The sequence below is a fragment of the Pseudomonas sp. PF05 genome, assembly GCF_056521845.1.
Genome location: NZ_JBWLPW010000016.1, coordinates 41,048 through 61,692, shown reverse-complemented (window position 1 = coordinate 61,692; position 20,645 = coordinate 41,048). Strand labels below are relative to the sequence as shown.

Annotated in this window: 20 protein-coding genes; 8 read left to right on the top strand and 12 right to left on the bottom strand. The window is 62.3% G+C overall.

What is annotated here, in order from left to right; translation table 11 throughout:
• Positions 1 to 117: 117 nt before the first annotated feature.
• The 3 genes from AC09SL_RS23315 to AC09SL_RS23305 all read right to left on the bottom strand — a co-directional run bounded on the left by AC09SL_RS23315 (position 118) and on the right by AC09SL_RS23305 (position 3,529).
• Positions 118 to 1,323 carry an MFS transporter gene (locus tag AC09SL_RS23315; RefSeq protein ID WP_058543272.1) on the bottom strand — a complete coding sequence of 402 codons (1,206 nt, stop codon included), beginning with the start codon at positions 1,321 to 1,323 and terminating at the stop codon, positions 118 to 120.
• Between the two features lie 215 nt (positions 1,324 to 1,538).
• The gene (locus tag AC09SL_RS23310) at positions 1,539 to 2,735 is read right to left on the bottom strand and encodes a class I SAM-dependent rRNA methyltransferase (RefSeq protein WP_003206543.1); all 1,197 of its coding nucleotides are present in this window, start codon (positions 2,733 to 2,735) and stop codon (positions 1,539 to 1,541) included.
• Positions 2,736 to 2,989: 254 nt separating this feature from the next.
• Positions 2,990 to 3,529, bottom strand: coding sequence for a type 1 glutamine amidotransferase domain-containing protein (locus tag AC09SL_RS23305; RefSeq protein WP_058543273.1), 540 nt, complete (start codon positions 3,527 to 3,529; stop codon positions 2,990 to 2,992).
• A 232-nt stretch (positions 3,530 to 3,761) separates the two neighbouring features.
• Here AC09SL_RS23305 and AC09SL_RS23300 point away from each other — a divergent pair, with 232 nt between their 5' ends.
• From AC09SL_RS23300 to AC09SL_RS23290, 3 genes are all read left to right on the top strand, one after another.
• Positions 3,762 to 4,577, top strand: a complete 816-nt coding sequence (locus AC09SL_RS23300) for an HDOD domain-containing protein (protein WP_165826107.1) — start codon at positions 3,762 to 3,764, stop codon at positions 4,575 to 4,577.
• A 30-nt stretch (positions 4,578 to 4,607) separates the two neighbouring features.
• A complete protein-coding gene (gene mutM, locus AC09SL_RS23295) occupies positions 4,608 to 5,420 on the top strand; it encodes a bifunctional DNA-formamidopyrimidine glycosylase/DNA-(apurinic or apyrimidinic site) lyase (RefSeq protein WP_003206537.1) in 813 nt (270 codons plus the stop codon).
• Positions 5,421 to 5,632: 212 nt separating this feature from the next.
• Entirely contained in the window at positions 5,633 to 5,953 is a 321-nt protein-coding gene (locus AC09SL_RS23290) for a hypothetical protein (protein WP_058543275.1), read from the top strand.
• A 162-nt stretch (positions 5,954 to 6,115) separates the two neighbouring features.
• Here the strand turns inward: AC09SL_RS23290 and AC09SL_RS23285 are convergent, their stop codons facing one another.
• The 5 genes from AC09SL_RS23285 to AC09SL_RS23265 all read right to left on the bottom strand — a co-directional run bounded on the left by AC09SL_RS23285 (position 6,116) and on the right by AC09SL_RS23265 (position 10,784).
• Positions 6,116 to 6,367, bottom strand: a complete 252-nt coding sequence (locus AC09SL_RS23285) for a YfhL family 4Fe-4S dicluster ferredoxin (protein WP_003206534.1) — start codon at positions 6,365 to 6,367, stop codon at positions 6,116 to 6,118.
• A 136-nt stretch (positions 6,368 to 6,503) separates the two neighbouring features.
• On the bottom strand, positions 6,504 to 6,983 hold the full coding sequence (gene coaD / locus AC09SL_RS23280) for a pantetheine-phosphate adenylyltransferase (RefSeq protein ID WP_003177462.1): 480 nt from the start codon (positions 6,981 to 6,983) through the stop codon (positions 6,504 to 6,506).
• Between the two features lie 115 nt (positions 6,984 to 7,098).
• Positions 7,099 to 8,694: a GMC family oxidoreductase gene (locus tag AC09SL_RS23275; protein WP_058543276.1), complete on the bottom strand. Its 1,596-nt coding sequence runs from the start codon at positions 8,692 to 8,694 to the stop codon at positions 7,099 to 7,101.
• A gap of 86 nt (positions 8,695 to 8,780) precedes the next feature.
• A complete protein-coding gene (locus AC09SL_RS23270) occupies positions 8,781 to 9,326 on the bottom strand; it encodes a hypothetical protein (RefSeq protein WP_058543277.1) in 546 nt (181 codons plus the stop codon).
• 27 nt (positions 9,327 to 9,353) lie between these two features.
• Positions 9,354 to 10,784: a coniferyl aldehyde dehydrogenase gene (locus AC09SL_RS23265; RefSeq protein ID WP_058543278.1), complete on the bottom strand. Its 1,431-nt coding sequence runs from the start codon at positions 10,782 to 10,784 to the stop codon at positions 9,354 to 9,356.
• 148 nt (positions 10,785 to 10,932) lie between these two features.
• Between AC09SL_RS23265 and AC09SL_RS23260 the strand changes: the two genes are divergently transcribed.
• Positions 10,933 to 11,604: a TetR/AcrR family transcriptional regulator gene (locus AC09SL_RS23260; RefSeq protein WP_003206524.1), complete on the top strand. Its 672-nt coding sequence runs from the start codon at positions 10,933 to 10,935 to the stop codon at positions 11,602 to 11,604.
• 34 nt (positions 11,605 to 11,638) lie between these two features.
• Positions 11,639 to 12,493, top strand: a complete 855-nt coding sequence (locus tag AC09SL_RS23255) for a sulfurtransferase (protein WP_058543279.1) — start codon at positions 11,639 to 11,641, stop codon at positions 12,491 to 12,493.
• 121 nt (positions 12,494 to 12,614) lie between these two features.
• On the opposite strand, the gene AC09SL_RS23250 is transcribed toward AC09SL_RS23255, so the two are convergent.
• From AC09SL_RS23250 to AC09SL_RS23235, 4 genes are read right to left on the bottom strand one after another with little or no spacing between them, the layout of a single operon-like run.
• Positions 12,615 to 13,607, bottom strand: coding sequence for a hydrolase (locus AC09SL_RS23250; RefSeq protein ID WP_419555129.1), 993 nt, complete (start codon positions 13,605 to 13,607; stop codon positions 12,615 to 12,617).
• Between the two features lie 28 nt (positions 13,608 to 13,635).
• Positions 13,636 to 14,247 carry a 16S rRNA (guanine(966)-N(2))-methyltransferase RsmD gene (gene rsmD, locus AC09SL_RS23245; RefSeq protein ID WP_064106887.1) on the bottom strand — a complete coding sequence of 204 codons (612 nt, stop codon included), beginning with the start codon at positions 14,245 to 14,247 and terminating at the stop codon, positions 13,636 to 13,638.
• Entirely contained in the window at positions 14,247 to 15,737 is a 1,491-nt protein-coding gene (locus AC09SL_RS23240; protein ID WP_058543280.1) for a M16 family metallopeptidase, read from the bottom strand. Before AC09SL_RS23240 ends, rsmD begins: the two co-directional genes overlap by 1 nt.
• Complete coding sequence (locus AC09SL_RS23235; protein WP_058543281.1) at positions 15,730 to 17,085, bottom strand: M16 family metallopeptidase; 1,356 nt, start codon at positions 17,083 to 17,085, stop codon at positions 15,730 to 15,732. The genes AC09SL_RS23240 and AC09SL_RS23235 overlap by 8 nt, the downstream gene beginning before the upstream one ends.
• A gap of 343 nt (positions 17,086 to 17,428) precedes the next feature.
• Between AC09SL_RS23235 and ftsY the strand changes: the two genes are divergently transcribed.
• The 3 genes from ftsY to ftsX are packed head-to-tail and all read left to right on the top strand — an operon-like array spanning position 17,429 to position 20,534.
• Complete coding sequence (ftsY, locus tag AC09SL_RS23230; protein ID WP_058543282.1) at positions 17,429 to 18,847, top strand: signal recognition particle-docking protein FtsY; 1,419 nt, start codon at positions 17,429 to 17,431, stop codon at positions 18,845 to 18,847.
• The gene (gene ftsE, locus AC09SL_RS23225; RefSeq protein ID WP_025215982.1) at positions 18,844 to 19,515 is read left to right on the top strand and encodes a cell division ATP-binding protein FtsE; all 672 of its coding nucleotides are present in this window, start codon (positions 18,844 to 18,846) and stop codon (positions 19,513 to 19,515) included. Before ftsY ends, ftsE begins: the two co-directional genes overlap by 4 nt.
• A complete protein-coding gene (gene ftsX / locus AC09SL_RS23220) occupies positions 19,512 to 20,534 on the top strand; it encodes a permease-like cell division protein FtsX (protein ID WP_058543283.1) in 1,023 nt (340 codons plus the stop codon). Before ftsE ends, ftsX begins: the two co-directional genes overlap by 4 nt.
• The last annotated feature ends 111 nt before the right edge of the window (positions 20,535 to 20,645 follow it).

Here is a 20,645-nt window from a genome sequence, read left to right as displayed (position 1 = left end):
CCCGCCGGGGATGAATGGCGATGAATGTCGCGATTCTACACCGCTGGCGCCAGGATGAAATGACGCAAAGCGCTGATTGGGCGCCAATGTCGTGCGTAGGATGACGACTGGCAGGGTTCAGTCGGCCAGCAAGCCCCTGTAGCGATGCCGGACCAGGGCATTGAGGGCCAGCCCCAGCAGGCTGAGCAGGACCAGGCAGAGGGCCAGGGTAACCTGCAAGTCCAGCGGGGTGAGGCTGATCGCGGCGCTGGTCAGCCCGCCGACGATGAAGATCAGCACGCTACCGGCCGAGGCCGATGTGCCGGCCTGCCCGGGAAATCTATTCATGGCTTGGGTGTGTGCGGCTGCGCGGGCAATGGTTGTCCCGGCGGTGCACACGATCATGGGCAGCAGCAGGGTGGTGACCGACAAGCCAAGGTGACTGGAAAGCCCCAGCATCAGGATCCCTGCCGCGAGGATCAGGCCCAGGCCGGTGATGATTTGCGTCTGCGAGTCGATGCGATTGCTCAGCACGGTCGCCACCACGCCCCCGCCAATGTAGGCCAAGCCATAGCCCAGCAGCGCCAGTGAAAAAGCTTCGGGCGAGAGGTGCAACTGGTCGATCAAGACCAATGGCGAAATGACGATGAACGAGAAATGGCAGGAAAAAGCCAGCGCCGAGGTGAGCCAATAGGCCATGAAGCTGAAGTCGCGGCAGACCTTTCGATAGGCAGCGATGAGTTCCAATCGCCTGGGTTGGCTGCCTGCCGCGCCACGTTGAAGTAAACGACTGGCGCCGATGAATGCGCCGATTGCCAGGGCAATGAACACCAGGAAGCTGCCACGCCAGCCCATCCAGCTTTGCAGGCCGGTGCCGGCCAGGGGCGAAACGGAAATGAAAATCCCCCCGCAGGTGACCAGGAAAATACGAAGTCGCTGCTGTTCCCGGCCGGTGAACAGGTCCTGGATCAGCGCTTGGGACAGCACGAAGCAGCCACACCCCAAGGCTTGGACAATACGCAACAGCAAAAAAGACCAGTAGCCATCGGCAAGCACGCAACCTGCTGCGCCGACCGCTGAAACAGCGATCCCGATCAGCAGCAGGTTTTTTCGCCCCATGGTGTCGGAGAGTGGGCCAACCAGCAGTTGCGAAAGGGCGATGCCCACTGCGTACAGGCTGACAGACAGGGCAATGTCCGACGATGGACGTTCAAAGTGCTCGGAGAGGGCGGGGAACGAAGGCAGTACGACGTCGATTGGAAAGACGCCGAGCAGTGTCAGTGTCAGCAATAGGCCGACGATGGCCGGTTTGCGGGCGGCCAGGCGGTTTTGCGGATCAGTCATCGAACAGTTCCAAGACGTGCCTGAGGTGCGCTTTCAATCCTAATGCGTCATGCCGGCCAGGCGTGGGGGAGATTGAGTAGGAAGGCTCTGGTAATTGCGTGGGGGTTCTCCTACGGACTTATTCAGACATGCAAAAAAAATCGCAGCCGAGGCTGCGATCAGAGTGCAATTGGAGTGTGCGGGGCACAGCGCTATGGCCCTGGCCCCGCCCGGCCTCAGCTGTTGGGCAACAACCGGCAGGTGATGCTCTTGATGTAGCGGGTTTCGGCAATGGCCGGGTGTACCGGATGGTCTGGCCCCTGGCCGCCGCGTTCGAGCAGTTGAATGTTGCGGTCCAGATGACGGGCGCTGGTCAGCAGGATGTTTTGCAGATCGTCTTCGGGCAGGTGCATCGAGCACGAAGCGCTGACCAGGATGCCGTCCTTGCTGAGCAGGCGCATGGCTTGTTCGTTGAGGCGGCGATAGGCGCCTTCACCGTTCTTCAGGTCTTTCTTGCGCTTGATGAAAGCGGGTGGGTCGGCCACGATCACGTCGAAACGTTCTTCGCTGGCCTTGAGTTCCTTCAGGGCTTCGAACACGTCGCCTTCGATGCAGGTCAGCTTCTCGGCGAAGCCGTTCAGCGCGGCGTTGCGCTCGACACCGTCGAGGGCGAAGGCCGAGGCATCGACGCAGAACACTTCACTGGCGCCGAACGCTGCGGCTTGCACGCCCCAGCCGCCGATGTAGCTGAACAGGTCCAGTACACGCTTGCCCTTGGCGTACGGGGCCAGGCGTGCGCGGTTCATGCGGTGGTCGTAGAACCAGCCGGTTTTCTGGCCTTCCATGACCGGTGCTTCGAACTTCACGCCGTTCTCTTCCAGCGCGACCCATTCCGGCACCAGGCCGAACACGGTCTCGACGTAGCGGTTCAGGCCTTCGGCGTCACGGGCCGCGGAGTCGTTCTTGAACAGGATGCCGCTGGGCTTGAGCACCTGGGTCAGGGCGGCGATCACGTCGTCCTTGTGGGCTTCCATGGTGGCCGAGGCGATCTGCACCACCAGGATGTCGCCGAAACGGTCGACCACCAGGCCTGGCAACAGGTCGGAGTCACCGTAGACCAGGCGATAGAACGGCTTGTCGAACAGCCGCTCGCGCAGGGACAACGCCACATTGAGGCGATGCACCAGCAGGGATTTGTCCAGCGGCAGCTTCACGTCACGGGACAGCAGCCGGGCGCAGATCAGGTTGTTGGGGCTCATCGCAACGATGCCCAGCGGCTTGCCGCCGGCGGCTTCGAGGATGGCCTGGTCGCCGGCCTTGAAGCCGTGCAGCGGCGTGGCGGCTACATCGATTTCGTTGCTGTAGACCCACAGGTGGCCGGCGCGCAGGCGACGGTCGGCGTTGGCTTTGAGGCGCAGGCTAGGCAGGGACATGACGTCGCTCCGGAAAAAAGAGCGGGAGTATACCGTGTTGCAACTCTGGCGGGGCTTGCGGTGGACATGCGGTGAGCAAGCACACTCTCGCTTAGCCGTAGAAGCTGCGTAGAAGCTATGTAGGAGCTATGTAGGAGCTGTCGAGTGAAACGAGGCTGCGATCTTTCCCCAGACACTTGAATCGTAAGCGAAAGATCAAGATCAAGATCAAAAGATCGCAGGCTTCGCCAGCTCCTACACAGAGCGCAGCAGGCTCAGGCGGACAACGCGCTGATCAACTCGCGGTTGAACGCCGGGATGTCATCGGGCTGGCGGCTGCTGATCAACGTGCCGTCCTTGACCACTTCCTTATCGACCCAGTTCGCGCCGGCGTTGACCAGGTCATCCTTGAGGGTTTTGTAGCTGGTCATGGTCTTGCCCTTGACCAGCCCGCTCGACACCAGCAGCCAGCCGCCATGGCAAATCACCGCAATGGGCTTGCCCGCCGCCTCGAAGCTTTTGACCAGCTTCTGGGCATCGGCGTCGATGCGGATGGTGTCGGAGTTCTGCACGCCACCGGGCAGCACCACGGCGTCGTATTGCTCGACATTGGCGGCCTTGAAAGTCAGGTCGATCCGGAAGTCGTCGGCCGGCTGGTCATGGTTCCAACCTTTGACCTGGCCTTCGCGGGCCGAAACGATGTCCACCTTGACGCCGGCCTGTTCCAGGGCCTGTTGGGGGCCGGTCAGTTCGGCCTGTTCAAAACCGTCGGTCACGAGGATGGCGACACGTTTGTTGTTCAGGGAGCCAGGCATGAAAAATCTCCTCAAGCTGAGTGGCTGGGCTGCCGACTCAAGCCTTTATGCAGGCTTGAATGTCGGCCCTGTAAAGTCCGAAGCCTGCGCCTGAAGGAAAGTTCCGTCGATCTACCCGGCGGTGTATCGGATCCATCTTTAAGGGTTAGAATCCCCGCCTGACCCGGAGTGTGTACTCATGTCCAAAGAACTTTCCGCCGAACAGATCCAACAGTCCTTGCAAGGCATCAGCGTGCCGCCCCAGCCGCAGATCATGGTGGATCTGCAGATGGAACAGTACATGCCCGACCCGGACCTGGAGGCCATCGCCAAGCTGATCTCCCACGATCCTGGTCTTTCCGGGGCCCTGCTCAAGATCGTCAACTCGCCGTACTACGGCTTGCACAACAAGATCACCTCGATCCAGCGCGCGGTGAACCTGTTGGGCAGCCGTTCGATCATCAACCTGATCAACGCGCAGTCGATCAAGGGCGAGTTGCACGACGACGCCATCGTCACCCTGAACCGCTTCTGGGATACCGCACAGGATGTGGCGATGACTTGCCTGACCCTGGCCAAGCGCGTCGGCCTGGAAAATGGCGACGAAGCCTATGCATTGGGGTTGTTCCACGACTGCGGCGTGCCGTTGATGCTCAAGCAGTTCCCCAACTACATGGGCGTGCTGGAAGAGGCCTACGCCAATGCCAGCGCCGAGTGCCGGGTGGTGGACAGCGAGAACCGCGTGTTCAACACCAACCATGCCGTGGTCGGTTACTACACCTCCAAGTCCTGGCGCTTGCCGGATCACGTCAGCCAGGCCATCGCCAACCACCACAACGCCCTGGCGATCTTCAGCGACGAGTCTTCACGCAACAACAGCCAACTGAAGAACCTGCTGGCGATCCTGAAAATGTCCGAAAACATCTGTGCGTCCCACCGGGTGCTCGGCAATCAGGCCGAAGACCACGAGTGGGATTGCGTCGGCAGCCTTGTGCTCGATTACATCGGTTTGTCGGAATACGACTTCCAGACCCAGAAACAGGAAATTCGCGACCTCGCCTCTCGTTGAGTGCGGTGCTTCGCCTGATGCGAGAACTCCATGCCAGAACTGCCGGAAGTCGAAACCACCCGTCGCGGCATCGCGCCCCATCTTGAAGGCCAGCGAGTCAGTCGCGTGGTGGTCCGCGACCGCCGCCTGCGCTGGCCGATCCCGGAAGATCTCGACGTGCGGCTTTCGGGCCAGCGCATCGTGCAGGTCGAGCGGCGGGCCAAGTACCTGTTGATCAATGCCGAGGTCGGCACGTTGATCAGCCACCTGGGCATGTCCGGCAACCTGCGCTTGGTGGAGGTCGGCATGCCTGCCGCCAAGCACGAGCACGTGGACATCGAGCTGGAGTCCGGGCTGGCCTTGCGCTACACCGACCCTCGCCGCTTCGGCGCGATGCTCTGGAGCCTTGATCCGTTCAATCATGAGCTGTTGATTCGCCTTGGCCCCGAGCCGTTGACCGACCTGTTCGATGGTGAACGGTTGTTCCAGCTTTCGCGGGGGCGTTCCATGGCGGTCAAGCCGTTCATCATGGACAACGCGGTGGTGGTGGGGGTGGGCAATATCTACGCGACCGAGGCGTTGTTCGCCGCCGGGATCGATCCGCGCCGGGCCGCCGGAGGCATTTCCCGGGCGCGTTACCTGAAGCTGGCGATCGAGATCAAGCGCATCCTCGCCCATGCCATCGAGCGCGGCGGCACCACGCTGCGGGACTTTATCGGCGGAGATGGCCAGCCCGGCTATTTCCAGCAGGAACTGTTCGTCTACGGCCGCGGCGGGGAGCTGTGCAAGGTGTGTGGCACGGGGCTGCGGGAAATCCGCCTGGGCCAGCGTGCGAGCGTCTGGTGTCCGCGCTGCCAGAGCTGATTTGTCCTACGGTCTATAGTCAAGTGGCCTGTGTGGCTAGTTCTGTTAGTCAACTTCGGCGCCAGAAGTCCATATCCTGCGTTGCTGTTCCTCGCCATAGCGGGCTATGACTCGTCACAGCGCCTTGGCTATGGACTTCTGGCATCCGAATTTGAGCTAACGAACTAGCCACACAGGCCACTTTCATACTGATTTAGCCGAAGGATCGCCCGATGAAACTGCTTCGACCTGTCGTTCTCGCGCTGCTGCTGAGTGTCGGTTTGCCTGCCTTGGCAAGCGACGGCAGCGGCGACCCACGCTATACCATCCAGAATCCTCCTGCCTTTGCCATGATCGGCGATCTGCTGATCGCCCGTCCGCTGCTGCTGGCCGCTACTGTGGTCGGTGCCGGGGCATTCGTGGTGTCGTTGCCCTTTACCGCGCTGGGCGGCGGGGTAGGCGATGCGGGCAAGGCGTTGGTGGTGGACCCGGCAAAAGCCACGTTTGTGCGCTGCCTGGGGTGTATTGGGGAGGGGTTTGAGCGGCAGGAGTGAAGGTCAACAGTTACATATGGGTGGTGGCTGAGGGCCTCTTCGCGAGTAAGCCCGCTCCCACAAGGGATGTACTTAGGCACAAATTATCTGAGCACAGTCGATTCCTGTGGGAGCGGGCTTGCTCGCGAAGAGGTCGGCAAAGACGCTACAAGACCACCCGGCTCAAGCCTTGCCGGTAATCTTGCGATACTTGGCCATCAACTGTTCTTCAGTTTCCGGATGAGCCTCGTCCAGAGGGATGCAATCTACCGGGCAGACCTGCTGGCACTGGGGTTCGTCGTAATGGCCGACGCACTGGGTGCACAAGTTCGGGTCGATGACGTAGATCTCTTCGCCTTGGGAAATGGCCTCGTTCGGGCATTCGGGTTCGCAGACGTCGCAATTGATGCAGTCGTCGGTGATGATCAGGGACATGCAGGCTCCTGCCGGGGCGTTGGGCCCGGGCATATGAAAACGTATGGGCGCAATTGTGCCGCATTGGCGAGCGCAGTGCACGCGGGCGCGATGGACTGCGCTGCGCTGGGCAGCGAAGCGGGTCACAGCCCGCGGATTATTTCTTGAAGCGCAGGGTCAGCGCATCGGCCACGGCCGGGTGGACGAACTTGGTGATATCTCCGCCCAGCGCCGCGATTTCCCGTACCAGGGTCGAGGAAATGAAGGAATAGCGCTCAGACGGCGTCAGGAACAGGCTCTCGACGTCCGGTGCCAGTTGGCGGTTCATGTTGGCCAGTTGGAACTCGTACTCGAAGTCCGAGACCGCCCGCAGGCCACGCAGGAACACATTGGCGTTTTTTTCCTTGGCAAAGTGCGCCAAAAGCGTCGAGAAACCGACCACTTCGACGTTGGGCAGGTGCTTGGTGACCTCGCGGGCCAGTTCCACACGTTGCTCCAGCGGGAACAGCGGGTTTTTCTTCGGGCTGGCGGCGACGGCAATGATCACATGGTCGAACAGGCGCGCGGCGCGTTCGACCAGATCGCCATGGCCCTTGGTAATAGGGTCGAAGGTACCTGGGTACAACACTCGGTTCATCGCGTCGTCCTGGCGGGAGTCCGTTGGGGAGTCGGATGGTATCGCAGCCTTCTCGGTCGGCCAAGTCGGCTGTTGCGTAAGAAAGCACTATAGACGCTGCGAATAATCCGCAAATTCATGGATTTTTCAGGCGCTCGGCCAGGGCCGTCGCCAATTGCGCGGTCAGCCCGTACACCGATAATTGCGGGTTGGCACCGATGCTGGTGGGGAACAGCGAGCCGTCATGGATCGACAGGTTGCCCAGTTGGTGATGGCGGCCAAGGCTGTCGGTGACGGCGGTTTTCGGGTCTTCACCCATGGCGCAACCGCCCATCACGTGGGCGCTGCCCAGGCGTGTGCGGTACAACGCCAGGTCGAGCCCGTCGATCAGCGTGCGGGCTTCGGCCAGGGTCTTTACGTAGCGGGCATCGTTGTGCAAGGGCATGACCGCCTTGGCGCCGCCGGCAAACTGGATCTCGGCCATGCTGTGGAAGGCCCGGCGCAGGCCATCCCAGGCATACGGAGTCACGGGATAATCGAGCACCGGCGTGCCGTCGCTGCGCAATTCGACGCTGCCGCCGGGGCTGTCTGGATGAAAGCCGTCGCGCAACAGCGCCAGCATGGCGTGGGTATGCGGCAGCCGGGACATGTGCAAGGCGTTCTCGGGGCCGAAGCCGCCCAATAGCGTGGCGGCCAGCGCCGGGTGCAGGGGCGGGACTTCAAGCTTGTAGGACATTTTGCCGGTGGTTCCGTCCTGCCATTGGAAATGATCCGAATAAATCGATTGCGGCGCACCGTAGAACGGGTTGATGACCTCGTCGAATTGCCCGGCGGACATGTTCACCAAGTGCAGGAAGGTGCGCTTGCCCAGGCGTTGATGCGGGTCTGGCGCATCGGAGCGCAGCAGCAATCCGGGGCTATTGATACCGCCGCCCGCCAGCACGTAGTGCCGCGCCTTGACGGTGATGCGCCGTCCGGTCGGCGCCACGCAACGTTCGTCCATGGCTTGGCACTCGAGGCCGATGACGGCATCATTTTTGATCGTCAGACGCTCGGCCCGCGCCAGGTAAAGCAGCGCGCCGCCCTTGTCCAGCGTGGCCGGGATGGTGGTGACCAGCATCGACTGCTTGGCGTTGGTCGGGCAGCCCATGCCGCAATAGCCCAGGTTCCAGCAGCCGCGTACGTTGCGCGGGATGACGTGCCAGGCGTAGCCCAATTGTTCACAACCCTTGCGGATCACGTCGTTGTTGGCATTGGGCGGAACCAGCCACGGCGCCACGCCCAGGCGTTGTTCCATCTGCGCAAACCAGGGCGCCATTTCAGCGCGGCCGTGGCCCTTGACGTTGTGCTCGGCGGCCCAGTGGTCGAGGGTCTGGTCGGGCGTGCGGAAGCTGGAGGTCCAATTGATCAGCGTCGTGCCACCGACGGCCCGGCCCTGGAGAATGGTGATGGCGCCGTCCTTGCTCATGCGCCCGAGGCCTTCCTGATACAGGCTGCTGTAGGCCTGGTCTTCAAGCAGCGTGAAATCATGACTGGTCTTGAGCGGCCCCTCCTCGATCAGCAACACCTTGTAGCCGGCAGCACTGAGTATTTCCGCCGTGGTACCGCCACCGGCACCGCTGCCGACGATGGCCACGTCCGCCTCCAGGATCAGGTCCTGGGACAACTGCGCGCCGTTGTAGGTGGTCCAGCCACGGGCCAGGCCTTCGCGGAAGAGATCGGGTACGGGCATGTTCAGGGCTCTCTTATTGTTATGAACGGGCGATGAAGAACCCTGTGGGAGCGAGCAAGCTCGCTCCCACAGGATCTCAATGGCTTTCAAATCTTGGGCGGCCCCGGATACCCGCAATGCGCCCAGGCCTCGGGCCGGACGTACCAGGCCATCATCACCAGTTGCAGCAACGAGTTGTGGCCTTGTTGTAGCAGGTCCAGCGAGCTGTTTTCCCACCGCCCGAGGAACTGGCGGATGTCATCGACGCTGGCGTTTTCCCACGGGCCCCAGACGCCGGTCAGTGGCCCGCGGGTAATACCCAGCGTGAGCACGTCGAACAGTTGGCGCGTGAGCTTGAGCATGGCGGGGGACAGGTGGGCCAGGCTGCTGTCCAGGCTTAGCAGGGTCGCGTCAATGGCGGCGGGGACCTGCCCGACGGCCACTGCACCGTCCAGCATCACCGGGATGACGCTGCGTAAAAATGGCAGGTCGCTGTCGCGCAGGGCCGCCAGGCCGTTGGCCGGTTGGCTTGGCGAGCAACCGCTCAGGCTGGCACCCACACCGACGGTGGCCAGGAAGGCGCTGGCACCGAGGCTGAACTTCAGCAGGCCGCGCCGTGACAGCACGGGTGAATCGGTGAGGCTTGGGTTCATTATTGTGATTACCCGGCAAGAGACGCGTCAGCGGACAAACAGCTTCTGGATCAATTTCTGCAAAGGCTTGCCATACGGGGGATAAATCAGCTTCGCGGCGTTGAATCGTTGTTTGGTCAGCACGCCCTTGGCCTTGCTGAAGGTCAGGAAACCCTCATGCCCGTGGTAATGCCCCATTCCCGAGGGGCCGATGCCGCCGAATGGCAAGTCGTCCTGGGCGACATGCAGCAGCGTGTCGTTCAAGCTGACGCCGCCGGAATGGGTTTCGTGGAGCACGCGATTCTGCTCGGCCTTGTTGTAGCCGAAGTAGTAGAGCGCCAGCGGGCGAGGTCGCTGATTGATGTAGGCAAACGCCTGGTCCAAGTGCTCATAGGGCACGATAGGCAGCAGCGGGCCGAAAATTTCGTCCTGCATGACGGTCATTTCATCGCTGACGTTGAGCAGCAGGCTGTGGGCCATGCGGCGATCCTGGCCCTGGGCGAACAGTTCGATCAGCAGCGCGCCCTTGCTGGTGGCGTCGCTGATGTAGCCGTTGAGCCGCGCCAGCTGTCGTTCGTTGATGATTGCGGTGTAGTCCGGGTTGTCCGCCAGGGTCGGATAAAACCCGCGAACCGCCTCGCGATACGCCTCGACGAACTCGCCAACGCGGTTCTGCGGTACCAGTACGTAGTCCGGGGCGACGCAGGTTTGCCCGGCATTCAGGGTCTTGCCGAAAGCGATGCGTTCGGCGGCGTCCTTGAGCGGCACATCGGTCGACACGATGGCCGGCGACTTTCCACCCAGCTCGAGGGTGACCGGGGTCAGGTTTTCGGCAGCGGCGCGCATGACATGCTTGCCAATGCTGGTGGCGCCGGTGAACAACAGGTGATCGAAGGGCAGCTTGGAAAACGCCATGCCGACCTCCGCTTCGCCAAGCACCACGCACACCAGGTCCTGGGGAAAGACCCGGGCCAACAGTCGCTTGAGCAGCAAGCCGGTCGCCGGTGTCGATTCGCTGAGCTTGAGCATCACCCGGTTGCCCGCCGCCAGCGCTCCCGTCAGCGGCCCGATGGCCAGGAACAGCGGGTAGTTCCACGGCACGATGACCCCGACCACGCCCAACGGCTGGTACACGACTTTGGCCGACGCTGGCTGGAAGGCCATGCCCACCTTGCGCCGGGAAGGTTTCATCCAGCCGCGTAGGTGTCGGCTGGCGTAATGGATGCCGTGCAGGCTCGGCATCAGCTCGGCCAGTAGTGTTTCGTCGGCGCTGCGGTGGCTGAAATCCTGGCTGATGGCTTCGATCAAGGCTTGGCGTTCGTCACTCAATACCTCACGCAGTGCCTTGAGCCATTGTCGGCGTTGTTCGGCCGGTGGCATCGGCTGGACGGCGTAGGCCTGGCGCTGGGCATCGAAGAGCGACCGCAGCTCGTCCAGTTGTTGTTGAGACTCGTGCAGGTAGGCAACGTCGGCAGGCATCGTCGGGCACCGGATATTATTAGAGTGGATGTTTTCTAGAGCTTATACTCTAGAAAGTCAATGGCATCCGTAACGGCGATGGGTTTTTCCTGTGACCGATAGGTCGTAAGATGCCGATCAATGCCTTCGTCGAATTAAAGCCCAAACCATGGCCCCACGAATGAAAACCAGCGAGCGCATCGTGCAGAACAGCCTCGAGCTGTTCAACCAGCAAGGCGAGCGCAGCGTCAGCACCAACCACATTGCCGCCCACATGGACATGTCCCCAGGCAACCTCTATTACCACTTCCCCAACAAGCAGGCGATCATCGCCGTGTTGTTCAGTGAATATGAGAACCTGGTGGACAGCTTCTTGCGCCCGCCCCAGGGCCGTGCGGCCACGGTGGAGGACAAGCGCTTCTATTTGCAGGAGCTGCTGGCGGCCATGTGGCGCTACCGTTTTCTGCACAGGGACCTGGAACATCTGCTCGACAGCGATCCGGACCTTGCGGCGCGCTATCGACGGTTTTCCCAGCGCAGCCTGATCCATGGCACCGCTATTTATGAAGGCTTCGTTGCCGCCGGCATCCTGAAGATGGACCGGGTGCAGATCGAGTCCCTGACCCTCAATGCCTGGATCATCCTCACGTCCTGGGTGCGGTTCCTGTGCACCACGCGGGAAAACTTCAGCCACCTGAGCGAGCAGGCCATCAAGCGTGGCGTGTATCAGGTGCTGGTGTTGGAGGCCGGTTTTGTGACCGATCAGGCCCGCGAAGAGGTGGATGCATTGTTCAAAGAGTATTACGTCCCCCTGGCCCAGACCCTGGAGGAAGGGCAGTAGGATCGACCCCCCGACTTAGCCACAGGAGCTCACCATGCCCATTGCGCAACTCATCAGCCCTCAAGCCCTCGAAGAGCGGCGATCACAGCCCGGGCTGGTCATCCTCGATTGCCGTTTTGCCTTGGAAGACCCCGATTACGGTCAGCGCAGTTATGCCGAGGGTCACATCGCCGATGCGTCGTTCGCGGACCTTGAGCGCGACCTGAGCGGGGCGGTGATCAAAGGCGTGACCGGGCGTCATCCGCTGCCCGAGCCCGAGGCGTTGATCGAGCGCTTCAAGGCCTGGGGGATCGATAACGATAGCGATGTCGTGCTGTACGACGACGGTCCCGGCGCCTATGCCGCGCGGGGCTGGTGGTTGCTGGCCTGGCTGGGCAAGCGCGATGGCGTGTACATCCTCGACGGTGGGCTCAAGGCCTGGCACGCCGCCGGCTTGCCTTTGAGTCTGGATCCGCCGCAGAACAGTCGCGGGACTTTCAGTGGGGCGCCGGATGCGAGCTTGATGGTCAGTGCCCAAGCGCTGCAACAGCGCCTCGGCCAATCGGACATGACCCTGCTCGATGCCCGGGCGTTGCCGCGATTCAAGGGTGAAGTCGAGCCGATCGACCCAGTGGCCGGGCATATCCCGGGCGCCCGGTGTGCGGCGTTCACAGACAACCTGGGCGCCGATGGCCGTTTCTTGCCGGCCGACCAGCTCAAGCAGCGCTTCGCCGAAAAACTGGGCGAGCGCTCGCCCACCGACCTGGTGGCCTATTGCGGCTCCGGCGTGACGGCGTGTCATAACCTGTTTGCCTTGTGCCTGGCAGGGTATCCGCTGGGGAGGCTGTACGCCGGCTCGTGGAGTGAGTGGATCAATGATCCCCAAAGGCCATTGGCCGTCGGGGACTGAATGCAATCCCCGTAGGAGCTGGCGAAGCCTGCGATCTTTTGATTTTGATCTTTCGCTCTTGGACTCAAGTGATTGTGGAAAGATCGCAGCCTCGTTGCACTCGTCAGCTCCTACAGGCCTGTTACAGGCTGGCCAGCCAATCGGGAATCCGCCGCTCCAGGTAATACCCCGGACGCCGCAGGGTTCCGTCGACAAATCCCACATGCCCGCCCTGGGCGTGCAGTTCAATTCGGGTCGAGGCGGATAATTCGCCCGGTTCTGGCACGCTGTGGGGAAACACAAAAGGATCGTCGGCGGCCTGGATGACCAGGGTCGGCGTGCTGATGCCTGCCATGAAATAACGGCTGGAGGCACGGCGGTAGTAGTCCGCCGCATCGGAGAACCCATGCAGCGGCGCCGTCACCCGGCCGTCAAAGTCCCAGAAGGTGCGCATGTTTTCCAACGGGCCAAGCGCCGCGAGGGTCGCGAGGCCTTCGTGGCGTCCGTCGTGCTGGAACTGGCGTTGCTTGTTGCGCACATAGGTCACAAGCTGACGCATGAAATGCGCCTGGTAGAACCTGGAAAAGCCCTGGCCGATGCGATCGGCGCACTGGTCGAGGCGAAACGGCACCGAGACCGCCACGGCCCCTTGCAACTGGCTGTCGCGGCCGGTTTCCCCCAGGTGCTTGAGCAGCACATTGCCGCCCAGTGAATAACCCACCGCAAACAGCGGCGCCAAGGGCCGTCGGGCGCGCAAGTGGGTGATGGCGGCGGCCAGGTCTTCGCTGACGCCCGAGTGGTAGCTGCGCGGCAGCAGGTTCGGCTCACCCGAGCAGCCACGCCAGTTCAAGGCCGCACTGGCCCAACCCTGGCGAGCAAGGGCGTGTTGCAGCCCGGCCACGTAAGGCGAGTTGGAAGAACCGGTCAGCCCGTGTAGCACCAGCACCAATGGCGCCTCGGCGCTGTGGGGGCCATGCCAGTCAAGATCGAGGAAATCACCGTCGTCCAGCCACAGGCGTTCGCGCTGGCGATCGAGGTGAGTGGTCTGGCGCCACAATGGGCCCCATAAGGTTTGCAAATGCGGGTTGCCAAGGCCCGGGGCGGGGACGAAACGTTCAAATGCGGCGGACATCATTATTATTCTCGATGCACTGGCCAGCCGTTCAGTCCATGTCCTTTGTCAAACGCTGCCACAACGCGTAATACACCCGTCCGGATTTCTGCTCGCGATGCAAGCGCCAATTGCCCGGCAAGCCCAGGGTGGACGGGGCTGTCTCGCTTTCAGTGTAGACCCAGGCATCCTCGGCCAGCCACTGACGTTCCTCGAGCAAGGCGCAAACCGTCGGCAGCAGGTTCTGGTTGAAAGGCGGGTCGAGGAACACCAGGTCGAAAGGCGTTGCCGGTTGGCTGTCCAGGTAGCGCAGTGCGTCGGCGGTCTGCACTTGGCCGACGGTGCAGCGCAGGGTGCCCAAATGTTCTTTCAGGCTGGAGACCGCCAGGTTGCTGGCGTCCAGCGCCTGGCCCATGGCGGCGCCACGGGACAGGGCCTCGAGAAACAGCGCGCCGCTGCCGGCGAACGGGTCGAGCACCCGGGCACCCGCCACGTAGGGTGCGAGCCAGTTGAACAAGGTTTCGCGCACGCGGTCGGGAGTGGGACGCAGGCCCGGGGCATCCGGGAAGCTCAGGCGCCGGCTGCGCCATTCGCCGCCGATGATGCGCAACTGGTTCACACCGTTGTGCACGGGTTTCTTGCTGGAATTCGATGGGCGGGCCATTAGTGCTCCGGAACCCCGAGCGGCTGCTCGGCAGGTTTGTCAGTGGGGGGCGGCAGCGGCTCTTGCGGCACGCTCGGGCCAGCGGTGACGATGATCATTTTATCGGTGCTCAGGTGTCTGTTCAGCGCGGCCTTGACCTGCTCGACTGTCAATTCCTGGGACTGACGCATGAAGTCCTCCAGGTAGCTCAGCGGCAAGTCATAGAAACCCATGGCGCCGAGCTGGCCGACGATGTCGGCATTGCTGGCGGTGGACAGCGGGAAACTGCCGGCCAACTCACGCTTGGCGTCATCGAGTTCTTTCTGGGTGGGACCGTTCTTGAGGTAGTCGGCGAACACGTCCTGCACCAGTTTCAAGGTGCCTTCGCTCATCTGCGCACGGGTCTGCAGGTTGATCATGAACGGGCCGCGGGCTTGCATCGCCGTGAAGCCGGAATATACGCCGTAGGTCAGGCCGCGCTTTTCCCGCACCTCGGTCATCAGTCGTGTGCCGAAGCCGCCACCGCCGAGGATCTGGTTGCCCAGGGATACGGCGGCATAGTCCGGATCGTCTCGGTCGATGCCCAGTTGCGCGAGCATCAGGTTGGTCTGCTTGGACGGAAATTCGATGTGGCCAATACTCGCTTTGGGCTCCACCGGCGGCGGGGTTTTCGCCAGGGCCGGGCCTTTGGGCAGCGCGGCGGATACCTGGTTGGCAACCGCTTCGGCTTCGGCACGGGACAAATCCCCCACCAGCGCGATCACTGCATTGCCGGCGGCGTAGGCCTTGGCGTGGAAAGCCCGGGCCTGGGCCAGGGTGATCGGTGGAATGCTCTCGGCGCTGCCGTCGCTGGAGTGGGCATAAGGATGATCGCCGTACAGGCGCTTCATCAGTTCCAGGCCGGCCAGTTTGCCGGGGTTCTGCTTCTGGTACTCGAAACCGGCGAGCATCTGGTTCTTGATGCGGGCGAAGGAGTCGGCAGGGAAGGTCGGTTTGCCGACAACTTCGGCGAACAGCTTCAATGCCGGCTCACGCTTGTCGGCTGCGCTGAGGCTGCGCAGGGACGCCACGGCCATGTCCCGGTAGGCGCCGTTGCCGAAGACGGCACCAAGGCTTTCGAAGCCTTGGGCAATGGCGCTGACATCCTTGCCGGCCACGCCTTCGTTGAGCATGGCGTTGGTCAGCAGCGCGAGACCGGGAGCGTCGCCGTCCTGGCTGCTGCCGGCGGCGAAGGTCAGGCGCAGGTCGAACATGGGCAATTCCCGGGCTTCGACGAACAGCACCTTGGCGCCGTCGGCGGTTTTCCAGGTCTGCACGTCGAGCTGGCGGTGGCTGGGGGCTTTACCGTCCAGTTCCGCCAACGATTGCAGCTTGTTGCCGGACTTGGCGTTATCCAACGCCTGGCTGGCGGTGACGTCGGTGGTCGGCGACAGATAGAACGCCAGGGAGCCGGCCAGGACGATGAGCGCCAGGCCGATCAGTACCGGGCGCCGCGATTTGCGCTCACTCATGAGCTTTCTCCTCGGGCAGGACATGCGCAACGCTCAGGCGCGAGCGGGTGAAATACAGCTGGGCTGCCTTCTGGATATCTTGCGGGGTCACGCTTTGCAGTTCAGCGAGCTCGGTGTCCATCAGCTTCCAGGACAAACCGACGGTCTCCAACTGGCCGATGGCGGTGGCCTGGCTGGTGATCGAGTCGCGTTCATAGACCAGGCCGGCGATGACCTGGGCGCGCACGCGTTCCAGCTCTTGGGCCGTCGGCGCGGTGGTTTTCAGCTGTTCAAGCAAGCGCCACAGGCCGGCTTCGGCCTGGGCGATGGTTTTGTTTTTCTGCGTGTTGGGCGTCGCCGACAACGTGAACAGCGTGTCGCCACGGGTGTAGGCGTCGTAGCTCGACGAGCCGCCGGACACCAGCTCTTCGCCGCGCTCCAGCTGGGTCGGGATCCGCCCGCTGTAGCCGCCGTCCAACAGGGCCGAGATCAGCCGCAGCGCATTGACCGACGTTTTGTCCGTGGCGGTGGCGATGCTGGGCACATTGAAGGCCAGCATCACGCTGGGCAGTTGGGTCTGCACATGCAGGGTGATCTGGCGCTCGCCGGGTTCGGCCAGTTCCAGGGGGATTTTCGCGACCGGCACCGCACGCCGGGCAATCGGGCCGAAGTAGCGCTGGGCCAGGGACTTGACCTCGTCCGGCGTCACGTCGCCGACCACCACCAGGGTCGCGTTGTTCGGGGTGTACCAGGATTCGTACCAGTGACGCAGCTCCTCGACGGTCATCCGGTCCAGGTCGGCCATCCAGCCGATGGTCGGCGTGTGGTAGCCGCTGGCTGGGTAAGCCATGGCCTTGAAGCGCTCGTAGGCCTTGGACATGGGCTTGTCGTCGGTGCGCATGCGGCGCTCTTCCTTGATCACCTCGATCTCGCGGCTGAACTCCTCCGGCGGCAGGCGCAGGCTGGCCATGCGGTCGGCTTCCAGTTCGAAGGCCACGCCCAGGCGGTCACGGGCCAGTACCTGGTAATAGGCGGTGAAGTCATCGCTGGTGAAGGCGTTCTCTTCGGCACCGAGGTCGCGCAGGATCAGCGAGGCTTCGCCCGGACCGACTTTTTCGCTGCCCTTGAACATCATGTGTTCCAGAGCGTGGGACAAACCGGTCTGGCCTGGCGTTTCGTAGCTGGAGCCAACCTTGTACCAGACCTGGGAGACCACCACCGGCGCACGATGGTCTTCGCGCACGACGACCTTCAGGCCGTTGTCGAGGGTAAATTCATGGGTGGGTTGTGGGTCGGCAGCCAAGGCTGAAAAGGGCAGACAAACTGTGCTGAGCAGCAGGCCTGCGGCGCGGCGGGCAAGAGCATTCATTCGTGTTTAAACCTGTTGGGTTGCCCGCTAGGTCTTAGCGTCGGCGGGCGAGAGGGTGCTAGGATAACGGTCCGTTTTACTGGCGGCCACGCCTATCGGGCCTTTTATCGGTCCGGGGTTGTCTGGGTTCCCCGGAGAATTGTCGGGTTTGCCCGTTGATCCCGGCGTTTTCGCCGATGATGCCGTACCAGTCCTTCGAAAAAATCGACTTTGAGGTGTCCTTGGGACGTCTCGACAAAATGTTGCGCGTGAACAAGCTGGATGAAACGCAGTCTGTTCAGCATTGAATATTTATTACCGAGGCGCCCTTTGGCGCGTCGCTACCGTGAGATAGCCGTCCTCCATGTTTGGTTCCAACGACGACAAGAAGACCCCAGCTGCGGCTGGCGAGAAGAAAGGCCTGTTCGGATGGCTGCGCAAGAAACCGCAGGAAACCGTCGTTGAACAGCCGCAACCGCTGCCTGAGCCCGCCGAGGCAGTGGCCGAAGAAACCGCGCCCATCGTCCTGCCGATTGCCGAGCCGGTGCTGCAACCGGTCGAGCCTCAGACCGTTGCTGAGCCAGTGGCCGAGCAGCCGCTGACCCCGCCCGCCGAGCAAACCCCCTGGTTGACCTTGCCGGTGGCGGAAGAACCGGTCGCGTTGGTGGAGGAAACGGCGCCCCATATCACCCCGCCGATTCCAGCGCCGACGCAGGTTGTCGAGGCGCCAGTCGTCGAAGCAGTCATTGAGCCGCCAGTCGCCGTTGCACCCGTGGTTGCGCCTGCCGCACCCGAGCCGGCACCCGCTGTGTTGGAAACCGTCGAGCCCGTGCGTAGCGCCGAGGAAAACAAGGTCGGCTTCTTCGCCCGCCTCAAGCAGGGCCTGTCCAAGACCAGCGCCAGCATCGGCGAAGGCATGGCCAGCCTGTTCCTGGGCAAGAAAGTCATCGACGACGAGTTGCTGGAAGACATCGAGACCCGCCTGCTGACCGCCGATGTCGGTGTCGAGGCCACCTCGGTGATCATCCAGAGCCTGACCCAGAAGGTTGCGCGCAAGCAGCTGACCGACGCCGACGCACTGTACAAATCCCTGCAAGGCGAGCTGACCAGCCTGCTCAAGCCGGTGGAAAAGCCGCTGGTGATCGCCTCGCAGAACAAGCCGTTCGTGATCCTGGTCGTCGGCGTCAACGGCGCAGGCAAGACCACTACCATCGGCAAGCTGGCCAAGAAACTGCAGCTCGAAGGCAAGAAAGTCATGCTGGCCGCGGGCGACACCTTCCGCGCCGCCGCGGTCGAACAGCTGCAAGTGTGGGGCGAGCGTAACAAGATCCCAGTGATCGCCCAGCACACCGGCGCCGACTCCGCTTCGGTGATCTTCGACGCCGTGCAGGCTGCCAAGGCCCGTGGCATCGATGTGCTGATCGCCGACACAGCCGGTCGCCTGCACACCAAAGACAACCTGATGGAAGAATTGAAGAAGGTGCGCCGGGTGATCGGCAAGCTCGACGCCGACGCCCCCCACGAAGTGCTGCTGGTGCTGGACGCCGGTACCGGCCAGAACGCCATCAACCAGGCCAAGCAATTCAACCAGACCGTCGAACTGACCGGGCTGGCCCTGACCAAGCTCGACGGCACCGCCAAAGGTGGGGTGATTTTCGCCCTGGCCAAGCAGTTCGGCCTGCCCATTCGCTATATCGGCGTGGGCGAAGGCATCGACGACTTGCGCACCTTTGAAGCCGAGCCCTTTGTCCAGGCACTGTTTGCCGAACGGGAGCATTCATGATTCGTTTCGAACAGGTCGGTAAACGCTATCCGAACGGTCACGTCGGCTTGCATGAGCTGAGCTTTCGGGTCCGTCGGGGCGAGTTTCTGTTTGTCACCGGCCATTCCGGCGCCGGTAAAAGTACCTTGCTGCGCCTGCTGTTGGCGATGGAACGGCCCTCCACCGGCAAATTGCTGCTGGCCGGCCAGGACCTGAGCACCATCAGCAATGCCCAGATCCCCTACCTGCGACGGCAGATCGGCGTGGTGTTCCAGAATCACCAGTTGCTGTTCGACCGCACGGTATTCAACAACGTGGCATTGCCGTTGCAGATCCTTGGCCTGTCCAAGGCCGAGATCGTCAAGCGCGTGGATTCGGCCCTGGAGCGCGTGGCCCTGTCGGACAAGACCGACCTGTACCCGGGCGACCTGTCTACCGGCCAGCAACAGCGCGTCGGCATCGCCCGCGCCATCGTCCATCGCCCGGCGTTGCTGCTGGCGGACGAGCCCACCGGTAATCTCGACCCGCGACTGGCGGCGGAAATCATGGGCGTATTCGAAGACATCAACCGCCTGGGTACCAGCGTGCTGATCGCCAGTCACGACCTGGCATTGATTGCGCGTATGCGTCACCGCATGCTCACGTTGCAACGTGGACGACTGATTGGTGACGGGGAGGCTGGCGTATGAGTGCGACCCGCAGCCCGAAAGTGGCCGAACGCGTGGCCCCGAAGGCCTCCGATCCGCAGCCGCAAAAGAAAAAACGCGACGATGACGACGGCCCGGACTTCGCTACGCTGCTGCACGCCTGGATCGAAAGCCATCGCGCCAGCCTGCTGGACAGCCTGAGGCGCCTGGGCAAGCAACCCATCGGCAGCTTCTTTACCTGCATGGTCATGGCGGTTGCCCTGAGTCTGCCCATGGGCCTGTCATTATTGCTAAGTAATGTGGAGCGCCTGGGCGGTTCCTGGCAGCGCGCGGCGCAGATTTCCCTGTACCTGCAGATGGATGCGAGCCCCGGCGAAGGCCAGGCGTTGCGCGAGCAGATCAAGGCCATGCCGGGCGTGGCCGAAGCCGAGTACATCGGCCGCGAGCAGGCGCTTGAAGAGTTCCAGCAGCAGTCCGGCCTGGGTGACGCCCTCAAGGAGTTGCCGCAGAACCCGCTACCGGGCGTGGTACTGGTGACGCCGAACGAGGTCGACAAACCGACCCTTGAAGCATTGAGACAAAGACTTTCCGAGTTGCCGAAGGTACAACAGGCGCAACTTGATCTAGTCTGGGTCGAGCGTCTTGCGGCGATCCTCAAGCTCGGCGACCGGTTCGTCTTCGGTCTGACGGTGCTGCTGGTTTCTGCATTACTTTTGGTGATAGGCAATACCATTCGTCTTCATATTGAAAACCGCCGCACCGAGATAGAAGTGATTAAACTCGTCGGTGGTACGGACAGTTATGTACGCAGGCCCTTCCTTTATATGGGCGCGCTGTATGGCTTCGGTGCCGGGATCCTGTCCTGGGGGGTATTGGCGTTCGGACTGGATTGGCTGAACGACGCGGTAACAAGGTTGGCCGGTTTGTACGGCAGTGATTTCTCGCTCGCCGGCGTGCCAGTCGCCGATGGTCTGTCGCTCTTGCTTGGCGCGGTGCTGTTGGGTTATATCGGTGCATGGATTGCGGTCGCACGCCACTTGCGTGAGCTTGCGCCAAAATAAGTGTTTTTTGCGTGTATTGACCTTTCAATTTTTGTGGGAACTTGTCCTAGGGTTTCCGGTCAATTTTCGCAGTGCTGAACTGCACGAGTTATGTGAGTCGGAGGTTTTTTC

Excerpts from the sequence above, each read along its gene's own strand:
- AC09SL_RS23315 (WP_058543272.1), bottom strand. The coding sequence starts at position 1,323 with ATGACTGATCCGCAAAACCGCCTGGCCGCCCGCAAACCGGCCATCGTC.
- AC09SL_RS23310 (WP_003206543.1), bottom strand. The coding sequence starts at position 2,735 with ATGTCCCTGCCTAGCCTGCGCCTCAAAGCCAACGCCGACCGTCGCCTG.
- AC09SL_RS23305 (WP_058543273.1), bottom strand. The coding sequence starts at position 3,529 with ATGCCTGGCTCCCTGAACAACAAACGTGTCGCCATCCTCGTGACCGAC.
- mutM (WP_003206537.1), top strand. The coding sequence starts at position 4,608 with ATGCCAGAACTGCCGGAAGTCGAAACCACCCGTCGCGGCATCGCGCCC.
- AC09SL_RS23290 (WP_058543275.1), top strand. The coding sequence starts at position 5,633 with ATGAAACTGCTTCGACCTGTCGTTCTCGCGCTGCTGCTGAGTGTCGGT.
- AC09SL_RS23285 (WP_003206534.1), bottom strand. The coding sequence starts at position 6,367 with ATGTCCCTGATCATCACCGACGACTGCATCAATTGCGACGTCTGCGAA.
- coaD (WP_003177462.1), bottom strand. The coding sequence starts at position 6,983 with ATGAACCGAGTGTTGTACCCAGGTACCTTCGACCCTATTACCAAGGGC.
- AC09SL_RS23275 (WP_058543276.1), bottom strand. The coding sequence starts at position 8,694 with ATGCCCGTACCCGATCTCTTCCGCGAAGGCCTGGCCCGTGGCTGGACC.
- AC09SL_RS23270 (WP_058543277.1), bottom strand. The coding sequence starts at position 9,326 with ATGAACCCAAGCCTCACCGATTCACCCGTGCTGTCACGGCGCGGCCTG.
- AC09SL_RS23265 (WP_058543278.1), bottom strand. The coding sequence starts at position 10,784 with ATGCCTGCCGACGTTGCCTACCTGCACGAGTCTCAACAACAACTGGAC.
- AC09SL_RS23260 (WP_003206524.1), top strand. The coding sequence starts at position 10,933 with ATGGCCCCACGAATGAAAACCAGCGAGCGCATCGTGCAGAACAGCCTC.
- AC09SL_RS23255 (WP_058543279.1), top strand. The coding sequence starts at position 11,639 with ATGCCCATTGCGCAACTCATCAGCCCTCAAGCCCTCGAAGAGCGGCGA.
- AC09SL_RS23250 (WP_419555129.1), bottom strand. The coding sequence starts at position 13,607 with ATGATGTCCGCCGCATTTGAACGTTTCGTCCCCGCCCCGGGCCTTGGC.
- rsmD (WP_064106887.1), bottom strand. The coding sequence starts at position 14,247 with ATGGCCCGCCCATCGAATTCCAGCAAGAAACCCGTGCACAACGGTGTG.
- AC09SL_RS23240 (WP_058543280.1), bottom strand. The coding sequence starts at position 15,737 with ATGAGTGAGCGCAAATCGCGGCGCCCGGTACTGATCGGCCTGGCGCTC.
- AC09SL_RS23235 (WP_058543281.1), bottom strand. The coding sequence starts at position 17,085 with ATGAATGCTCTTGCCCGCCGCGCCGCAGGCCTGCTGCTCAGCACAGTT.
- ftsY (WP_058543282.1), top strand. The coding sequence starts at position 17,429 with ATGTTTGGTTCCAACGACGACAAGAAGACCCCAGCTGCGGCTGGCGAG.
- ftsE (WP_025215982.1), top strand. The coding sequence starts at position 18,844 with ATGATTCGTTTCGAACAGGTCGGTAAACGCTATCCGAACGGTCACGTC.
- ftsX (WP_058543283.1), top strand. The coding sequence starts at position 19,512 with ATGAGTGCGACCCGCAGCCCGAAAGTGGCCGAACGCGTGGCCCCGAAG.